The following is a 14,312-nucleotide window of genomic DNA, read 5'->3' as shown; positions in this document are numbered from 1 at the left end:
AAGCGCGGGTTATCGCGCCAGCCACGCCGTGCGCAAACGTAGCAATGCCTCGGCGATGGCGACTTCCGGCACCGCCGCAAACCCCAGCACCAGGCCGGCACGCTGATCCGGCGGGGTGCTGGAATCCGCTAGCCAATAGCTACTCAACCCCGTGACCTCGACCTGCGTCGCCCGGGCCTGGGCCAGCAATTCCTGCTCACGGGCCAGGCTGTCCACGCGTACCGTGAGGTGCAACCCCGCCGCGACGCTGGGCACGCAGCCCACGCCGGGTACATTCGCGGGCCAGCCGGCCAGCAAGGCATTGCGCCGACTCAACGCGGCACGGCGCATGCGCCGGATGTGGCGCTGGAAATGCCCGGCGGCCATAAATTCCGCCATCACCGCCTGGGTGCTGACCTCCGAATGCCGAACATCCACGGCGCGGCGCCGGGTGAATGCTTCCACATATCCCGGCGGCAATACCAGGTAACCGAGGCGTAGCGCGGGAAAGGCCACCTTGCCAAACGTGCCGATGTACACCACCCGACCACTGCGGTCCAGCGCCGCCAAAGGCGCCAGGGGCGCGCCGCTGTAACGGTACTCGCCGTCGTAGTCATCCTCGATGATCCAACCGTCGCTGCGTTCGGCCCAGGCCAGCAACTCCAGGCGCCGGGCCAGGCTCATGACCACGCCTGTCGGGTATTGATGCGACGGCGTGACATAAACCAGCCGGCACTCCTTGAGCGCATTGAGGGCAGCGCAGTCGATGCCTTCACTGTCCACGGCCACGCCGTGGAGGCTTGCGCCGGCAATTGCGAACGCATGCCCGGCCGCCCGATAGCCCGGATCTTCAATTGCCACACGGTCTCCAGGCGCCACCAGCAACTGTGCACAAAGGCTGATTGCCTGCTGTGCGCCGCTGGTGATCACTATTTGTTCAGCCGTGCACTGCAGGCCCCGCGAGCTGCGCAGATAGGCAGCGATCAATCCCCGCAAACGCTCATCACCCGCCGGGTGGCCATAACACAGCTGTTGCAGATCCGGCTTGCGCCAGAAAGCCGCATTCAGCTTGGCCCAAACGTCAAACGGGAACAGATCGAAGGCCGGTACACCGACCCGAAAAGCCCGTGGCGGCCCGGCAGGTGGCAGTGGTAAATGATTACCTTGCAAGCGATCCAAGGCCGGGCTGTGAATAACTTTTCGGCTCGAATCATCCGGCAAATTCAGTCGATCTGTGGATAAGGCTGGGGATAAGCCTGTTGAAAACCCTGTGGATGGTTTTGTGGATAGTTTTTTTGCAGCGCCTTCGGTTGTCGGCAACTGCGCGACGTAAGTGCCGTCGCCGACCCGGCCTTCGATGAAGCCTTCGGCGTAGAGCTGATCGTAGGCCCTGACCACACTGTTGCGAGAGATCGACAAGGCCGTCGCCAAATCCCGACTCGCCGGCAACCGCGTGCCACCGACCAAGCGCCCGTCCAACACCCGTTGGCGCAATGCCTGATACAACTGGCGCGTCAGCCCCAGGCGCCGATCCAGCTCGATTCCAGCGGGGTTGAACGACAGCGGCGGCGCTGACGGCATGGCGAACACTCCGGTAATTGGACCCATGAAATGGAGCAAAGATGGCTCTTACAACGAACCATTAGCCTGCCTAGGATGCAGGCATTCGCCAAGGAAAATATTTATGTACACACCCCGCGCTTTTGCCTTCGACGATTTGCCCCAGATCCAGCAATTGATCCAGCACACGCGCCTGGCGCAATTAGTGACCTTTGGCGAGCAAGGCCTGCAAGCCAGCCACTTGCCGCTGTTGCTCAACCCCGATGAAGGCCCCAACGGCACGCTTTACGGCCACATGGCCAAGGCCAATCACCAATGGCAGGACTTGCAAAACGGCGGCGAGGCGCTGGTGATTTTTGCTGGCGCCGAGGCGTATATCAGCCCGGCGTTTTACCCGGCCAAAGCTGAACACGGCAAAGTGGTGCCAACCTGGAACTATCTCGCGGTCCACGCTTACGGCCAGGCCGAGGTGTTTACCGACGCCGAGCGCCTGCTTGAGCTGGTCAGCGCCCTGACCCAGCGTCACGAAACCGAGCGCGCCCAACCATGGGCCGTCAGCGACGCCCCGGCCGACTACATTGAAGGCATGCTCAAGGCGATTGTCGGCTTTGCCCTGCCGATCAAGCGCTTGGAGGGCAAGCGCAAACTGAGCCAGAACCGTAGCGCAGCAGACATCGCCGGCGTGCGCGAAGGGCTGGCCGCCAGTCCCGACGTACGCGACCAGATCCTCGCGCACCTGATTCCCAAGGAGCCCGCATGAACCCGATCGACATTCGTCCGGTAACCGCCGCCGACCACGCTGCCTGGCTGCCCTTGTGGCAGGCGTACCTGCGCTTTTACAACACCGAACTGCCCGATGCCGTCAGCGCCAGCACCTGGCAGCGGATGCTCGACGCCAGCGAGCCCACTCACTCGGCCCTGGCCTGGCAGGACGGTAAAGCGGTGGGCATGGTCAATTTCATCTATCACCGCTCCAACTGGAGCATCGAGCGTTCCTGCTACCTGCAAGACCTGTTTGTGGGTCAGGACCAACGAGGCACCGGTATCGGCCGCCAACTGATCGAATTTGTCTACGCCACTGCTAAGGCCGACGGTTGCTGCAAAGTCCATTGGTTGACCCACGAAAGCAACGCCACCGCCATTCAACTCTACGAACGCATTGCCGAACGACCTGGCTTGATCCAGTTTCGCAAAGGTCTTTAAGGAGCACCGCATGTCGACATCGCTGGCAGATTGGAAAGGCGTCCCGGCGCCCACCGTGCAACTGATTGAAGGGCGCTTCATCCGCCTCGAAAAACTCGACCCGTTCCGCCACGGCGACGGCTTGTGGCAAGCCCTCGAAGGCCCGGGCGCCGATCCCAAGCTGTGGGACTATTTGCCCTATGGCCCGTTTTCCGAGCGCGCCGCTTTCGACGCGTGGTTGAACAATCACGCGGCCCACAGCGACCCGTATTTTTTCAGCGTTATCGATCGCGCCAGTGGTGAGGTGCAGGGCATTCTCAGCCTGATGTCGATCGTCCCGGCACAGGGCCGTATCGAGATCGGCCACGTCACCTTCGGTGCGCCGATGCAGCGTTCACCGAAAAGCACAGAAGCCATTTACCTGCTGGCCAAATACGCTTTCGAACAAGGCTACCGTCGCCTGGAATGGAAGTGCAACAACGCCAACGCCCGCTCCAGATACGCCGCCGAGCGGTTGGGGTTCAGCGTTGAAGGGGTGTTTCGCCAGCACATGGTGGTCAAGGGCCAAAACCGCGATACCGCGTGGTACTCGATTATCGACTCGGAGTGGCCGGTGATCGAGGCAGGGTTCGAGGCGTGGTTGTCAGCGGAAAATCAGCACGGCGACCGACAGGTGAGAAGCCTGGCGCAATGCCGGGCCTGACACCCCATCCATTGTAGGAGCGAGCGTGCTCGCGAAAGCGCCGCGTTTAACCCGCGGGCCCGCGTTATCGTCCACCACCTTCGCGAGCAAGCTCGCTCCTACAGGCAGAGGCGCCCGCTTTTCTAGGCGCCGCGAAGACTCTGCGCCAACAGCGCAATATGCTCCGGCCCGATCCCGCAGCAGCCACCTAAATGGCTGGCACCGCGCGCCTGCCAATCGGCCGCCCAGTGCAGGTAGCCCGGCGGGTCAAGGTCTTCGCGCAGCGGGTCCAGGCCGTCGTTGGCCGTGGCTTCCTTAGGCTGCGGCGGGAAGGCGTTGGCGTAGGCGCCGATGTGAATCGTCACGCCCAGCCGCTCGAAGGTTTGGCGCGCAGCGTCGATCGCCGCGCCGATCACTTCCGGCTGGCTGCAATTGAACAGCAGCACCTGCACACCCAACTGCGCCGCCGCCTCCGCTGCGTCCGCCACAGGCTCACCGGAACGCAAGCGCGGCACTTCGTCGGTGTCTTCATCTTTCAAGGTGAACGACAGCCAGAACGGCTTGCCGTCCTGGGGCAAACCGGCATGAATCGCCCGCGCTTCGACGATCGAACTCTGGGTTTCCGCCAGCCACACATCGACATGTGGCGCCAGCCCCCGCACCAGCGGCGTCAGCAATTGCGAAACGCGCTGCGCTTCAAACAGGTCGGGACGGTAAGAGCCAAACAGCGGCGGTAGCGAACCGGCCACGCGCACAGCCTTGCCTGAAGCCTCCACCGCGCGTCGCGCCAACTCACCCGCCAACGCCGCCAGGGCTTGGCCTTCGGCCGCAAACCGCGCTTCACCGATATGAAACGGCACCACCGCGTAACTGTTGCTGGTAATCACGTTGGCGCCACTCTGGATATAAGCCGCATGCACCGCTTCCACCGCCTGCGGGGCTTCGCTCAAGGCCAGAGCCGACCATTCCGGCTGCCGGAATGGCGCACCGCGACGTTGCAGTTCACGGCCCATGCCGCCATCGAGAATTACTGTGTTTGCTGAGCCCATATGCTTTTTACTCATAAGCTTATGAAAATAACTCACTATGAGAGTCGTTCTTATAACTATTTAATGCGTACCACTCGGTGAATAACAACTTCTTTTTTTCAGGTGTCAATTGTGAAACTTAAACCGCTGCTGGCCCTGGGCCTGACGATTCTGGCCTCCTCTACCCAAGCCTTTGGCGGTGCCACCCTGGAGCGCATCGAGCAAAACAAAGAACTGGTCGGCGTGTTGATGGAAAGCTACCCACCGTTCTCGTTTCTCAACGAGCAGAACCAGCTCGACGGCTTCGACGTCGACGTGGCCAAGGCGGTGGCGCAAAAGCTCGGCGTGAAACTGCGTCTGGAAACCCCATCCTGGGACGTGATCGCGGCGGGCCGCTGGAGCGGTCGCTACGATATTTGCATCTGCTCCATGACCCCGAGCAAGGCCCGCGCGCAAGTCTTTGATTTCCCGGTGGAGTACTACGCCTCGCCGGCGGTGATCGTGGTCAATGCCAAGGACGATCGCATCCACGGCGCAAAGGACCTGAGCGACAAGAAAGTCGGCCTCACCAGCGCCTCCAGCTATGAGAGCTACCTGAACAAAAACCTGGTGATTGAAGGCGCCGAAGACACCCGACTTCAGTACCCCTTCGAAAACGTACAGATCGCGCCGTACGACACCGACAACGTGGCCTTCCAGGACCTGGGCCTGGGTGCCGGCGTACGTTTGGACGCGATCCTCACCAATCTGGTGACCGCCCAGCCGCGCCTGAGCCAGGACCAGCGCTTCAAGCTTGTCGGCGAACCGCTGTACTCGGAGCCCAATTCGGTGGCCATCGAAAAAGGCGACGCCGAGTGGAACAGCAAGGTGCGTGACGTCTTTGCGCAGCTCAAACAGGACGGCACCTTGAGTCAGCTGTCGCAGAAATGGATCGGCGCCGATATCAGCCAATGACTGCGTTCCAGCCTCCTTCTTCCAGGCCGCCGGTGATCAAGACCGCGCTGCAGCGGCTGTTGGGCTTTCGCACGCGCCTGTATCTGACCTGGGCCGCGCTGTTTGCCCTGTTCGCCAGTTTCTTCCTGAGCTTTGACCTGAAGTTCTCGATCATTCTCGACAAGTTGCCCAACCTGGTGGGCCTGCACCTGGCGCCCAACGGTTTCCTGCAAGGCGCGGCGCTGACGCTGTTCCTGTGTCTGTGTTCGATTGCGACGTCGTCGGTACTGGGCTTTATCACCGCGCTGGGCCGCTTGTCGAAGAGTGCCGTGGCGTTCGGCATCACCAGTTTCTACGCCTCGTTCTTTCGCGGCACGCCGTTGCTGATCCAGATCCTGCTGATCTACCTCGGCCTGCCGCAATTGGGCCTGGTACCCGGCGCCATCACCGCCGGGGTGATCGCCCTGTCGTTGAACTACGGGGCTTACCTGAGCGAAATCTTCCGCGCCGGCATCCTCGGCGTCCCTCACGGCCAACGGGAAGCTGCGTTGGCCCTGGGCATGCGTGACCGTGCGATCTTCTGGCACGTCACCCTGCCCCAGGCCATGCGCACCATCATTCCGCCGGCGACCAACCAATTCATCTCAATGCTCAAGGACTCGTCCCTGATCTCGGTGATGGGTGTCTGGGAGGTGATGTTCCTGGCGCAATCCTACGGCCGCTCGAGCTACCGCTACATCGAAATGCTCACAACGGCCGCGATCATTTACTGGATCATGTCCCTCGGCCTGGAACTGATCCAGGCGCGCATGGAACGGCATTACGGCAAGGGGTATGTGCGGCGAGGGTGAAGCTCAATACATGGGGCGTCGAGCCTTGACCACACCCATCTGCAAACCGAAAGGCCGAAGCACCGCGTTCATCGATTTCAGCGTTTGGTTACCCTCACCGTGCTCGATATGCACGAGGGTGCGCACAGAGATTTTACACATTCGGGCGAACTGGCTCTGGTGCAATCCCGTGACCTCAACGCGCAAGCGCCGCACGGCATCGCCCAACTCAAGCGAGCCGTCAGCCAACCGTTGTTCGATGTGCTCGATCAACTGTGCACGCTGCTCTATCGAAATACTCATCTGAGCCCCCAATCGGTCAAGCGTTGATCCAGATGTCGCAGGGCGATCCGCGGATGACGCCACGTCACCTCCGGTAGACCGCCCGTCAGCAAAATGTCCGGCAGAGCCCGCAGTCGCTCAGCGTCCTGACGCAGCCCCTCAAACGTCTTCTCAGGATCAACCAGCGGGGAGAGCGCGTCGCAGACGCCACGCCAATCGATATCACCCGCCACCTCCAGTGGACTGGGCCATTTAGTTGTGCGGGTGATGCCTTCATCGTCCATCACCATGGGCGCCAAATCGTAAATCGGCGCCAGACGCAGGCGGTCATGCTCCCGGATGATTGAGGTGTTACGTCCATGGTTGTCGGAGTTGCCAAGGATCTTGTTCAGCAAGTCGCGCCGTAAATAGTCCGCCACCAGATCAGCCACTTGCGCCTCTTGGCCCGCCGACCGCCATAAATTCACCAGCATCTGCACCACTCGCATGTGATCCATGCTGCTGCCCGGCGCGATGACGCCTGCCGCCGAATAAAGCGACTCGACCGGTAAACGCTCAACCCCTTGAGCACCTACCTTGCGATCGAAACGGTGCATCCACAAGCTGGGTCGGCTGGCCTCCTCCAGCGCGAGTCCGTCAATGGCAACCGTCTCGATGCCGAGCGCCTGTAAAGCCTTGTAGTAGTGGTATTCACTTCTAAGGATGTCCTGATCCCGTTGCAAGGCCCGATGGCGGGCGAACTTGATAAACCAGTGCTGGCTGACCTGAGCATCATCCACCACCGCATCCGGGTACAACAGCCCATCATGACTTTGCGTCAGCAACAACTTCGGGGCCTCGCCTCCTGCCCCCGTCGCCCCGCCAATGGCGGCGCCTTGCTCATAAGCGTATTCAAGGAATCGGTTATCGCGGTCAACCACGTCTTTGCGTGAAAATCCGATCGCGGGCCGGTTCTCCTCAACCCGAACCGATTCTTTGATACGCATATGGCCAATGGGCGCGGGGGTGCTATGCGCCAACAGGAACAGGTCGGTGCTCATGCCCTCGGGTTTTGCCTGCCCCATGAGCCCCAAAAGAAAGCGCTTGGCGGCCCCCGCTGGCGCAATGTCGTACAGGAAGGCCGGCGCATGTGTATGCGCCTCTTGCCCCCAGATGGGCCGAACCCTGACGCTGACCGCTGGCGCGAACAGCGTATCAATGTGATCGAGATGTTCAGTCAAGTACGCCGACTCGTAGCCGAATCGGCACGGGCCGGCAAACCCGTTCTGCAGGTCGACAAACGTCAGGAGCATGGCGTCCTGCCATCGCCCCGCTTCAAATACCTGTACTGTCAATTTGAAAGACGAATCAATCTGCAATTTAATGCACCCACGGGTCAAAATAGGCCTTCTTACTTGCAATATAGTGCATAAATATCAACTTGGTTGGGTTATAGACGCATTAAAATGCAACCACACCCTTTCGTAACCTCCCCGACACATTCCTGTAAACACCCTTCGCTATACAGGTCGACTCGTTCCCATAACAAGGTCGTCCGCCATGCCCTCGTGCCCCCACCGTCTTGCGCTCGCCATCGCCCTGCTGACCAGCAGCGGATGGGCTGCAGCGGCGCCCCAGGCGATTCAGATCGACACACCCACCAGCACCGCGCAAAGCCTGAGTGGCAATGATTCCTTGAGGGTCTCGGCTTCGGGGAGCATCAGTACCGCCAAGGTAGCCGTCAAGTTGAAGGACGCTACCAGCGGCCAGGGCGTAGTGATTGAGAACGCCGGCCAGATCATCTCCACCGAAGGGCGCGCCATCGACAGTTCGGGCGACCTCGCAGGGACACGCAACTACAGCATTTACAACCGCGCCGGTGGGGTGATTCAGGGGGCCAACGATGCATTGCGCATTGACAGCGATTTCGCCAGCGGCAACCTGTTGATCGATAACAGCGGCGACATCCGCTCCAGCACCGGCCAAGGGCTGGACCTGGATGCGATCCGCAGCGACACCGTCACCACCACCATCATCAACCGCGCAGGCGCACTGATTCGCGGCGAAGCCAGCGACGGCATGAAAACCGGAGCCAACGCCACCATTACCAATTACGGCGAGATATCCACAGGCGATACCTTCTCCCGGGACGACAAGTTCGACGGCGTCGATATCGACTCCGCCAGCGGTGTGACCGTGACCAACCACGGGACCATTTCCGGTGGCCGCCACGGCATCACCACCGACCTGGGCGCGACGCTGAACAACTACGGCACCGTGATCGGCCGCAATGGATCGGGCTTCGGCTCCGATGGCGACGGTACAGTGATCAACCACGGCACGATCACAGGCGCGTTTTCCGGGCTGCAACCCGATGGCGACGGCGATGGCGTAGACATCGACAAAATCGCCCATATCGAAAACTACGGGGTCATCGAGGGCGCTGGCGCCGGCGGTGTCGACAAGAACGGCTTTGCCAACGGCAGTGAAGGCATCGCCCTCGGCGGCGGGTATGTATTCAACGGCGCCGACGCACGGGTCAGCGGTGCCAGCAACGCCATTCTGGTGGACGACGGCAGCGACGGGTCAGGCCTGGCCGCCACCACCCTGGAAAACCATGGCGTCATCCAAGGCCTTGACGGGTTTGGCGTAAAGTTCGTCGGCGAGTTTGCCGACCGCGTGATCAATAGCGGCACCATCAGTGGCAGCAACGGCCTGGCCCTGGACCTGGGTGGCGGGGATGACCGCCTGACGCTGCTTGCAGGCAGCCGCTTTATCGGCGTGGTGGACGGCGGCGGCGGCTACGACCGCCTGACCCTCAACGACACGGCCGGCGGCAGCTTCAGCGACAGTCGCAACCTCGAATGGCTGGACGTCAAACAAGGCGCCTGGACGCTCACCGGCAGCGGCGACTTCAGCGACGGTGGCGCAATCGCCAACGGCGCCACACTGATCAACCAAGGCGGGATCGCCGGTGATGTAACGGTCGACGCAGGCGGTGTCTACGCCGGCGGCGGCACGGTGGGCAGCCTGCAGGTCCTGGGTACCTTGCAGACCAATACGGTGCTGGGCACCGCCACCGTCATCCGCGACTTGCACATGAGCGGCGGTTCAACCCTGGCCTATGGCGTCAACGCCGATGGCAGCAGCGCGCCGATCAAGGTCGGTGGCTCGGCCAACCTGAATGGTGCCACCCTGGCGATCAATCCCGGCGCAGGCACGTACCCGTGGCAAAGCCAGTACACCGTACTGCAGGCCGGGAGCGTCAATGGCACGTTCGGCAAGGTCACCAGCGATTATGCCTTCTTGACCCCAACCCTGAGTTACCGCCCCACCCAGGTCGACCTGACGTACACCCGCAACGACATCGCCTTCAACCAGTTCGCCAACACCGGCAACGGTAGCAACGCCGCCAATAGCCTGGCTACGCTGGGCAAGCACAACGCGCTGTATAACGCCTTGCTCAACACCACTCAGGCAAGTGCCGGCGCAGCCATCGAGCAACTGGCCGGCGCCAGTACCGCCAACCTGACCAGCGCCACCCTCGGCGCCAGCGCCCAGGTCGGTGCCAGCATGCTCGCGGCCATGCATCAAACAGGCGCCGGGGCTGGCTTGCTGACAGGGCTGGATCAACGCGCTACACCGCTACTCGCCGCCACCGGCGTACCGGCCGCGGCACGCAATCTCAACGACCCGAACGCCCAGGGCCGCCTGTGGCTGCAAGGCATTGGCAGCTACGGCAAGCTGGACGGCGAACATGGCAGCAACGGCATGACGCAACGCACCAAGGGCGGTGTGCTCGGTAGCGATTGGGCGCTTACCTCCGAGTGGCGCGTGGGTGTCCTGGGCGGCTATTCGAAGACCGATCTGGACACCACCGGCGTGGACGGCGGCGTCGACAGTTGGCACGCTGGTATCTATGCGATGCGCCAGAGCGGGCCCTTGGCCGTGCGTCTGGGAGCCGCGTATAGCGGGCATCAGGGCGATAGCAAACGCAGCGTGGCGTTCAACGGTTTCACCGATCGCCCCAAGGGCGACTACGACGCCAACAGTCAGCAAGCCTTTGCCGAGGTCGGCTATGCCATGGGCAGCGGCCGCCTGAGCGCCGAACCGTTCGCCAATCTGGGATACCAGCGCTATCACCGCGACAGTTACAACGAGAAAGGTGGCGCCGCCGCACTGCATGTCGACGGGCAAACCCAGGACAACGTCAGCACTACCCTCGGTTTGCGCCTGGCTCACCTGAGTCAACTGGACAACGGCATCAGCCTCACCCCTCGCCTCAGCGCCGGCTGGAAACACACCTATGGCGACGTCGACAGCACCACTCGCCAAGCCTTCCTGATGGGCGGAACAGCGTTCAACGTCGAAGGCAGCGCCTTGGATCGCGACAGTCTGTTGCTGGAAGCGGGCCTGGATGTCGGTCTGTCGGCACGCCAGTCCCTGGGTGTGGGCTACAGCGGCGAAATAGGTAGTAACAGCCGCAATCATGGCCTGATCGGGCAATGGCAGATGAGTTTTTAATCGCAGCAGACTAGAGACTTCTCCCGCAAACGAGGAGTGCCTGGCCTGACAGTTATCCCCCCGGCGTCCCGCTAAATTCCCGACCTCATACAGATAGAGGTTGGGTTTACATGCCGCTCGCACACAAACGACTCGCACTCGCCATCACCCTGGCGATGGGAACCATCGGCGCTCAATGCGCCCACGCCCACAGCAATCTCGACAGCGCGCCAGGCTGGCTCAAACAATCCCTGGTGGAACAGCAACGGCCGCCCATCGACGCGGGGATTGTGACACCCGACCTGCCAAAGCCCAGAGGTTCGTCCTTCGCCGCCCACGCCACCAGCCGCAATGGCTTGAGCGTGGCGCGTGTACTGGATTCGGTGGGAAGTGCCCCGTCGACACCACGCCGCCTGAATCAGTGGGCGTCCAACCCCGCCTATGCCGAGCGCTATCCGTACGGCCTCGCGCCAGGCCGCCTGGGCGCCCTGCTGGAACAATTGGCCGGCAGCCAGAACGCCAACCTCGGCAGCGCCACGCAAAACACTCTGCAACAGGTGAACAACGGCCTCCTGTCGGCGCTGCGCCAAGTGGATAACACCACGTCGGAAAATAGCCGGGTGTGGTTCAAGGGCCTGGGTAATACCGGCACCCTCGACGCTCAACACGGCAGCGCCGGTGTGCAACAGCGCAGCCAAGGCCTGTTGATGGGCGCCGACTGGTCGCTGGACCACGCCTGGCGAATCGGCGTGATGGGCGGCAAATCCACCAGCGACTTGAACGCCAAACGCTTCAAAGGGGATTTGGACAGCTGGCACCTGGGCGGCTACGCCGTCCGCCAGGACGGCCCTTTGGCGCTGCGCCTGGGGGCGATCTACAGCAGTCATGCCGGGCAGAACCAGCGCGATGTCGATTTCGCCTTCGTCGATTACCGCGAACACCTCCAGGGCACCTACAAGGCCCAGAGCCAAAACGCCTTCGCCGAGCTGGGCTATCAGTGGGACAGCGGTGGCCTGCGCGCCGAACCCTTTGCCAGCCTCGGCTACCAACGCTACCAGCGTGATCGCTTCCAGGAAAAAGGTGGCGACAGCGCTCTCAACGTCGGCGCGCAGACCCAGCAGAACCTCAGCAGCAGCCTCGGCCTGCGCGTGACCCACGACTTCACGCTGGACAACCAGATGGTCCTCACACCCCACCTGAGCACCCGCTGGAAACACCTGTATGGCGATGTCGGCAGCAGCGTGCGCCAGTCGTTCGCCTGGGATCAACGGGACGCCTCGCGCCGCGAATTCACGGTGGGTGGCACCTCGCTGGACCGCGACAGCCTGTCGCTACACACCGGCCTCGACCTCGCGTTGTCAGCCCAACACAGCGTGGGCCTGGCCTACACCGGCGAGTTCGGCAGCAACAGTCGCAGCCAGGGCCTGACCGGGCAATGGACGATGACGTTCTGAGGCGCTGACGAGCTTTCGCCCAGGCAAAAAAAAGGGGGCACATGCCCCCCCCCGAGGATTAAGCGGTAGTCTCGAAGGCTGTGTCTCAGCCTTCGATTTCGATCAGGATTTCGCCAGGGTTGACCCGGTCGCCCTTGGCTACGTGAACGGCGCTGACCTTGCCGGCGATGGCGGCCTGGACTTCGGTTTCCATTTTCATCGCTTCGGTGATCAGCACGGCCTGGCCGGCCTTGACCACGTCGCCTTCCTTGACCAGTACATCGACAATATTGCCCGGCATCGACGTGCTGACGTGTCCTGGCTCGCTGGCCTGCTTGCGCTTGCTGCTGCCGCCGCCGACGAATTCGTTGAGCGGTTCAAACACCACTTCTTCGGGCATGCCGTCGATGGACAGGTAGAAGTGACGCTTGCCTTCGGCCTTGACGCCGACACCGGTGATGTCGACGCGGTAGCTTTCGCCGTGCACATCGATGACGAACTCGGTCGGCACGCCTTCACCGCCCGCCTTGGCGACACTGCCCGCCTCCGGGATCGGCAACAGCACTTCAGGACTGAGGGTGCCGGCTTCACGTTCCTCGAGGAATTTACGCCCGATATCCGGGAACATCGCATAGGTCAGCACGTCTTCTTCGGACTTGGCCAACCCTCCGATTTCGCCGCGCAGCTTGGTCATTTCCGGCTTGAGCAGATCGGCCGGACGCACATCGATGACCTCTTCGCTGCCAATCGCCTGACGACGCAATTTTTCGTTAACGGTACCCGGCGCTTTGCCGTAGCCGCCTTGCAGGTACAGTTTCACTTCGTTGGTGATGGTCTTGTAACGCTCGCCGGCCAACACGTTGAAGAACGCCTGGGTACCGACAATCTGCGAAGTCGGCGTCACCAGCGGAGGGAAACCGAGGTCTTCACGCACCCGCGGAATTTCGGCCAATACTTCGCCCATGCGATTCAACGCGCCCTGTTCCTTGAGCTGGTTGGCCAGGTTGGAAATCATCCCGCCCGGTACCTGGTTAACCTGCACACGGGTGTCGACGGCGGTGAATTCGCTTTCGAACTGGTGGTATTTCTTGCGCACGGCGTAGAAGTACAAGCCGATTTCCTGCAGCAGTTCCAGGTCCAGGCCGGTGTCGAATTCGCTGCCTTTAAGGGCCGCGACCATCGATTCGGTGCCTGGGTGGCTGGTCCCCCAAGCGAAGCTGGAGATGGCGGTGTCGATATGATCGGCACCGTTCTCGATCGCCTTGAGTTGGCACATCGCGGCCAGACCGGCGGTGTCGTGGGAGTGGATGAAGACCGGCAGGCCTTGCTCGGCTTTCAGTGCCTTGACCAATTCGCCCGTGGCGTAAGGCGTCAACAGCCCGGCCATGTCCTTGATCGCCACCGAGTCACACCCCATCGACTCCATCTGCTTGGCCTGGGCCACGAAAGCCTCGATGGTGTGCACCGGGCTGGTGGTGTAGGCGATGGTGCCCTGGGCATGTTTGCCGGCGGCTTTTACTGCCTCGATGGCCACTCGCAGGTTACGCACATCATTCATCGCGTCAAAGATGCGGAACACGTCGATACCGTTGACGGCGGCCTTGGCGACAAAGGCCTTGACCACATCATCGCTGTAGTGGCGATAGCCCAGCAGGTTCTGGCCGCGCAGCAGCATTTGCAGGCGGGTGTCAGGCAGCGCAGCGCGCAGTTGGCGCAAGCGCTCCCACGGATCTTCTTTCAGGAAGCGCACGCAGGCATCAAAGGTCGCGCCGCCCCAGACTTCCAGGGACCAGTAGCCGACTTTGTTGAGCTTGTCGCAGATCGGCAGCATGTCGTCGGTGCGCATGCGGGTCGCCAGCAACGATTGGTGAGCGTCACGCAGGATGGTGTCTGTAACGTAGATTTTCTTGGACATTGTGCT

12 protein-coding genes are annotated in these 14,312 nt (G+C 61.9%); 7 read left to right on the top strand and 5 right to left on the bottom strand.

What is annotated here, in order from left to right; genetic code table 11:
* Positions 1 to 9: 9 nt before the first annotated feature.
* Complete coding sequence (pdxR, locus tag BLU75_RS23135; protein WP_084378305.1) at positions 10 to 1,560, bottom strand: MocR-like pyridoxine biosynthesis transcription factor PdxR; 1,551 nt, start codon at positions 1,558 to 1,560, stop codon at positions 10 to 12.
* Between the two features lie 103 nt (positions 1,561 to 1,663).
* Here pdxR and BLU75_RS23130 point away from each other — a divergent pair, with 103 nt between their 5' ends.
* From BLU75_RS23130 to BLU75_RS23120, 3 genes are read left to right on the top strand one after another with little or no spacing between them, the layout of a single operon-like run.
* Positions 1,664 to 2,299 (top strand): FMN-binding negative transcriptional regulator, encoded by a 636-nt coding sequence (locus tag BLU75_RS23130; RefSeq protein ID WP_084378306.1) that lies wholly within the window; start codon positions 1,664 to 1,666, stop codon positions 2,297 to 2,299.
* Positions 2,296 to 2,742, top strand: a complete 447-nt coding sequence (locus BLU75_RS23125; protein ID WP_084378307.1) for a GNAT family N-acetyltransferase — start codon at positions 2,296 to 2,298, stop codon at positions 2,740 to 2,742. Before BLU75_RS23130 ends, BLU75_RS23125 begins: the two co-directional genes overlap by 4 nt.
* A gap of 10 nt (positions 2,743 to 2,752) precedes the next feature.
* Complete coding sequence (locus tag BLU75_RS23120; RefSeq protein ID WP_084378308.1) at positions 2,753 to 3,424, top strand: GNAT family N-acetyltransferase; 672 nt, start codon at positions 2,753 to 2,755, stop codon at positions 3,422 to 3,424.
* Positions 3,425 to 3,546: 122 nt separating this feature from the next.
* Here the strand turns inward: BLU75_RS23120 and BLU75_RS23115 are convergent, their stop codons facing one another.
* Positions 3,547 to 4,452 (bottom strand): homocysteine S-methyltransferase family protein, encoded by a 906-nt coding sequence (locus BLU75_RS23115; protein WP_084378309.1) that lies wholly within the window; start codon positions 4,450 to 4,452, stop codon positions 3,547 to 3,549.
* Between the two features lie 111 nt (positions 4,453 to 4,563).
* Here BLU75_RS23115 and BLU75_RS23110 point away from each other — a divergent pair, with 111 nt between their 5' ends.
* Positions 4,564 to 5,385 (top strand): ABC transporter substrate-binding protein, encoded by an 822-nt coding sequence (locus BLU75_RS23110; protein ID WP_084378310.1) that lies wholly within the window; start codon positions 4,564 to 4,566, stop codon positions 5,383 to 5,385.
* On the top strand, positions 5,382 to 6,215 hold the full coding sequence (locus BLU75_RS23105; RefSeq protein ID WP_084378311.1) for an amino acid ABC transporter permease: 834 nt from the start codon (positions 5,382 to 5,384) through the stop codon (positions 6,213 to 6,215). Before BLU75_RS23110 ends, BLU75_RS23105 begins: the two co-directional genes overlap by 4 nt.
* 3 nt (positions 6,216 to 6,218) lie before the next feature.
* Here the strand turns inward: BLU75_RS23105 and BLU75_RS23100 are convergent, their stop codons facing one another.
* Together BLU75_RS23100 and BLU75_RS23095 are read right to left on the bottom strand one after the other, a co-directional pair.
* Complete coding sequence (locus BLU75_RS23100) at positions 6,219 to 6,497, bottom strand: helix-turn-helix domain-containing protein (protein ID WP_084378312.1); 279 nt, start codon at positions 6,495 to 6,497, stop codon at positions 6,219 to 6,221.
* Positions 6,494 to 7,768 (bottom strand): HipA domain-containing protein, encoded by a 1,275-nt coding sequence (locus BLU75_RS23095; RefSeq protein WP_084378313.1) that lies wholly within the window; start codon positions 7,766 to 7,768, stop codon positions 6,494 to 6,496. The genes BLU75_RS23100 and BLU75_RS23095 overlap by 4 nt, the downstream gene beginning before the upstream one ends.
* A gap of 247 nt (positions 7,769 to 8,015) precedes the next feature.
* Here BLU75_RS23095 and BLU75_RS23090 point away from each other — a divergent pair, with 247 nt between their 5' ends.
* A complete protein-coding gene (locus BLU75_RS23090; RefSeq protein ID WP_084378314.1) occupies positions 8,016 to 10,979 on the top strand; it encodes an autotransporter outer membrane beta-barrel domain-containing protein in 2,964 nt (987 codons plus the stop codon).
* A 110-nt stretch (positions 10,980 to 11,089) separates the two neighbouring features.
* Positions 11,090 to 12,412, top strand: a complete 1,323-nt coding sequence (locus BLU75_RS23085; protein ID WP_084378315.1) for an autotransporter outer membrane beta-barrel domain-containing protein — start codon at positions 11,090 to 11,092, stop codon at positions 12,410 to 12,412.
* Positions 12,413 to 12,497: 85 nt separating this feature from the next.
* Here BLU75_RS23085 and oadA read toward each other — a convergent pair whose 3' ends face one another.
* Positions 12,498 to 14,306: a sodium-extruding oxaloacetate decarboxylase subunit alpha gene (gene oadA, locus BLU75_RS23080; RefSeq protein WP_084378316.1), complete on the bottom strand. Its 1,809-nt coding sequence runs from the start codon at positions 14,304 to 14,306 to the stop codon at positions 12,498 to 12,500.
* Positions 14,307 to 14,312 lie beyond the last annotated feature (6 nt).

The sequence above is a fragment of the Pseudomonas mucidolens genome, assembly GCF_900106045.1.
In the GTDB taxonomy this organism is placed as follows: Bacteria; Pseudomonadota; Gammaproteobacteria; order Pseudomonadales; family Pseudomonadaceae; genus Aquipseudomonas; species Aquipseudomonas mucidolens.
The sequence above is the reverse complement of the archived record's forward strand: the minus strand, read 5'-3'. Positions and strand labels throughout refer to the sequence as shown.

Bases quoted from the DNA above. Each gene is read 5' to 3' on its own strand.
- oadA (WP_084378316.1), bottom strand. From the start codon at position 14,306: ATGTCCAAGAAAATCTACGTTACAGACACCATCCTGCGTGACGCTCAC.
- BLU75_RS23115 (WP_084378309.1), bottom strand. From the start codon at position 4,452: ATGGGCTCAGCAAACACAGTAATTCTCGATGGCGGCATGGGCCGTGAA.
- BLU75_RS23105 (WP_084378311.1), top strand. From the start codon at position 5,382: ATGACTGCGTTCCAGCCTCCTTCTTCCAGGCCGCCGGTGATCAAGACC.
- BLU75_RS23125 (WP_084378307.1), top strand. From the start codon at position 2,296: ATGAACCCGATCGACATTCGTCCGGTAACCGCCGCCGACCACGCTGCC.
- BLU75_RS23090 (WP_084378314.1), top strand. From the start codon at position 8,016: ATGCCCTCGTGCCCCCACCGTCTTGCGCTCGCCATCGCCCTGCTGACC.
- BLU75_RS23120 (WP_084378308.1), top strand. From the start codon at position 2,753: ATGTCGACATCGCTGGCAGATTGGAAAGGCGTCCCGGCGCCCACCGTG.
- BLU75_RS23100 (WP_084378312.1), bottom strand. From the start codon at position 6,497: ATGAGTATTTCGATAGAGCAGCGTGCACAGTTGATCGAGCACATCGAA.
- pdxR (WP_084378305.1), bottom strand. From the start codon at position 1,560: ATGCCGTCAGCGCCGCCGCTGTCGTTCAACCCCGCTGGAATCGAGCTG.
- BLU75_RS23085 (WP_084378315.1), top strand. From the start codon at position 11,090: ATGCCGCTCGCACACAAACGACTCGCACTCGCCATCACCCTGGCGATG.
- BLU75_RS23095 (WP_084378313.1), bottom strand. From the start codon at position 7,768: ATGCTCCTGACGTTTGTCGACCTGCAGAACGGGTTTGCCGGCCCGTGC.
- BLU75_RS23130 (WP_084378306.1), top strand. From the start codon at position 1,664: ATGTACACACCCCGCGCTTTTGCCTTCGACGATTTGCCCCAGATCCAG.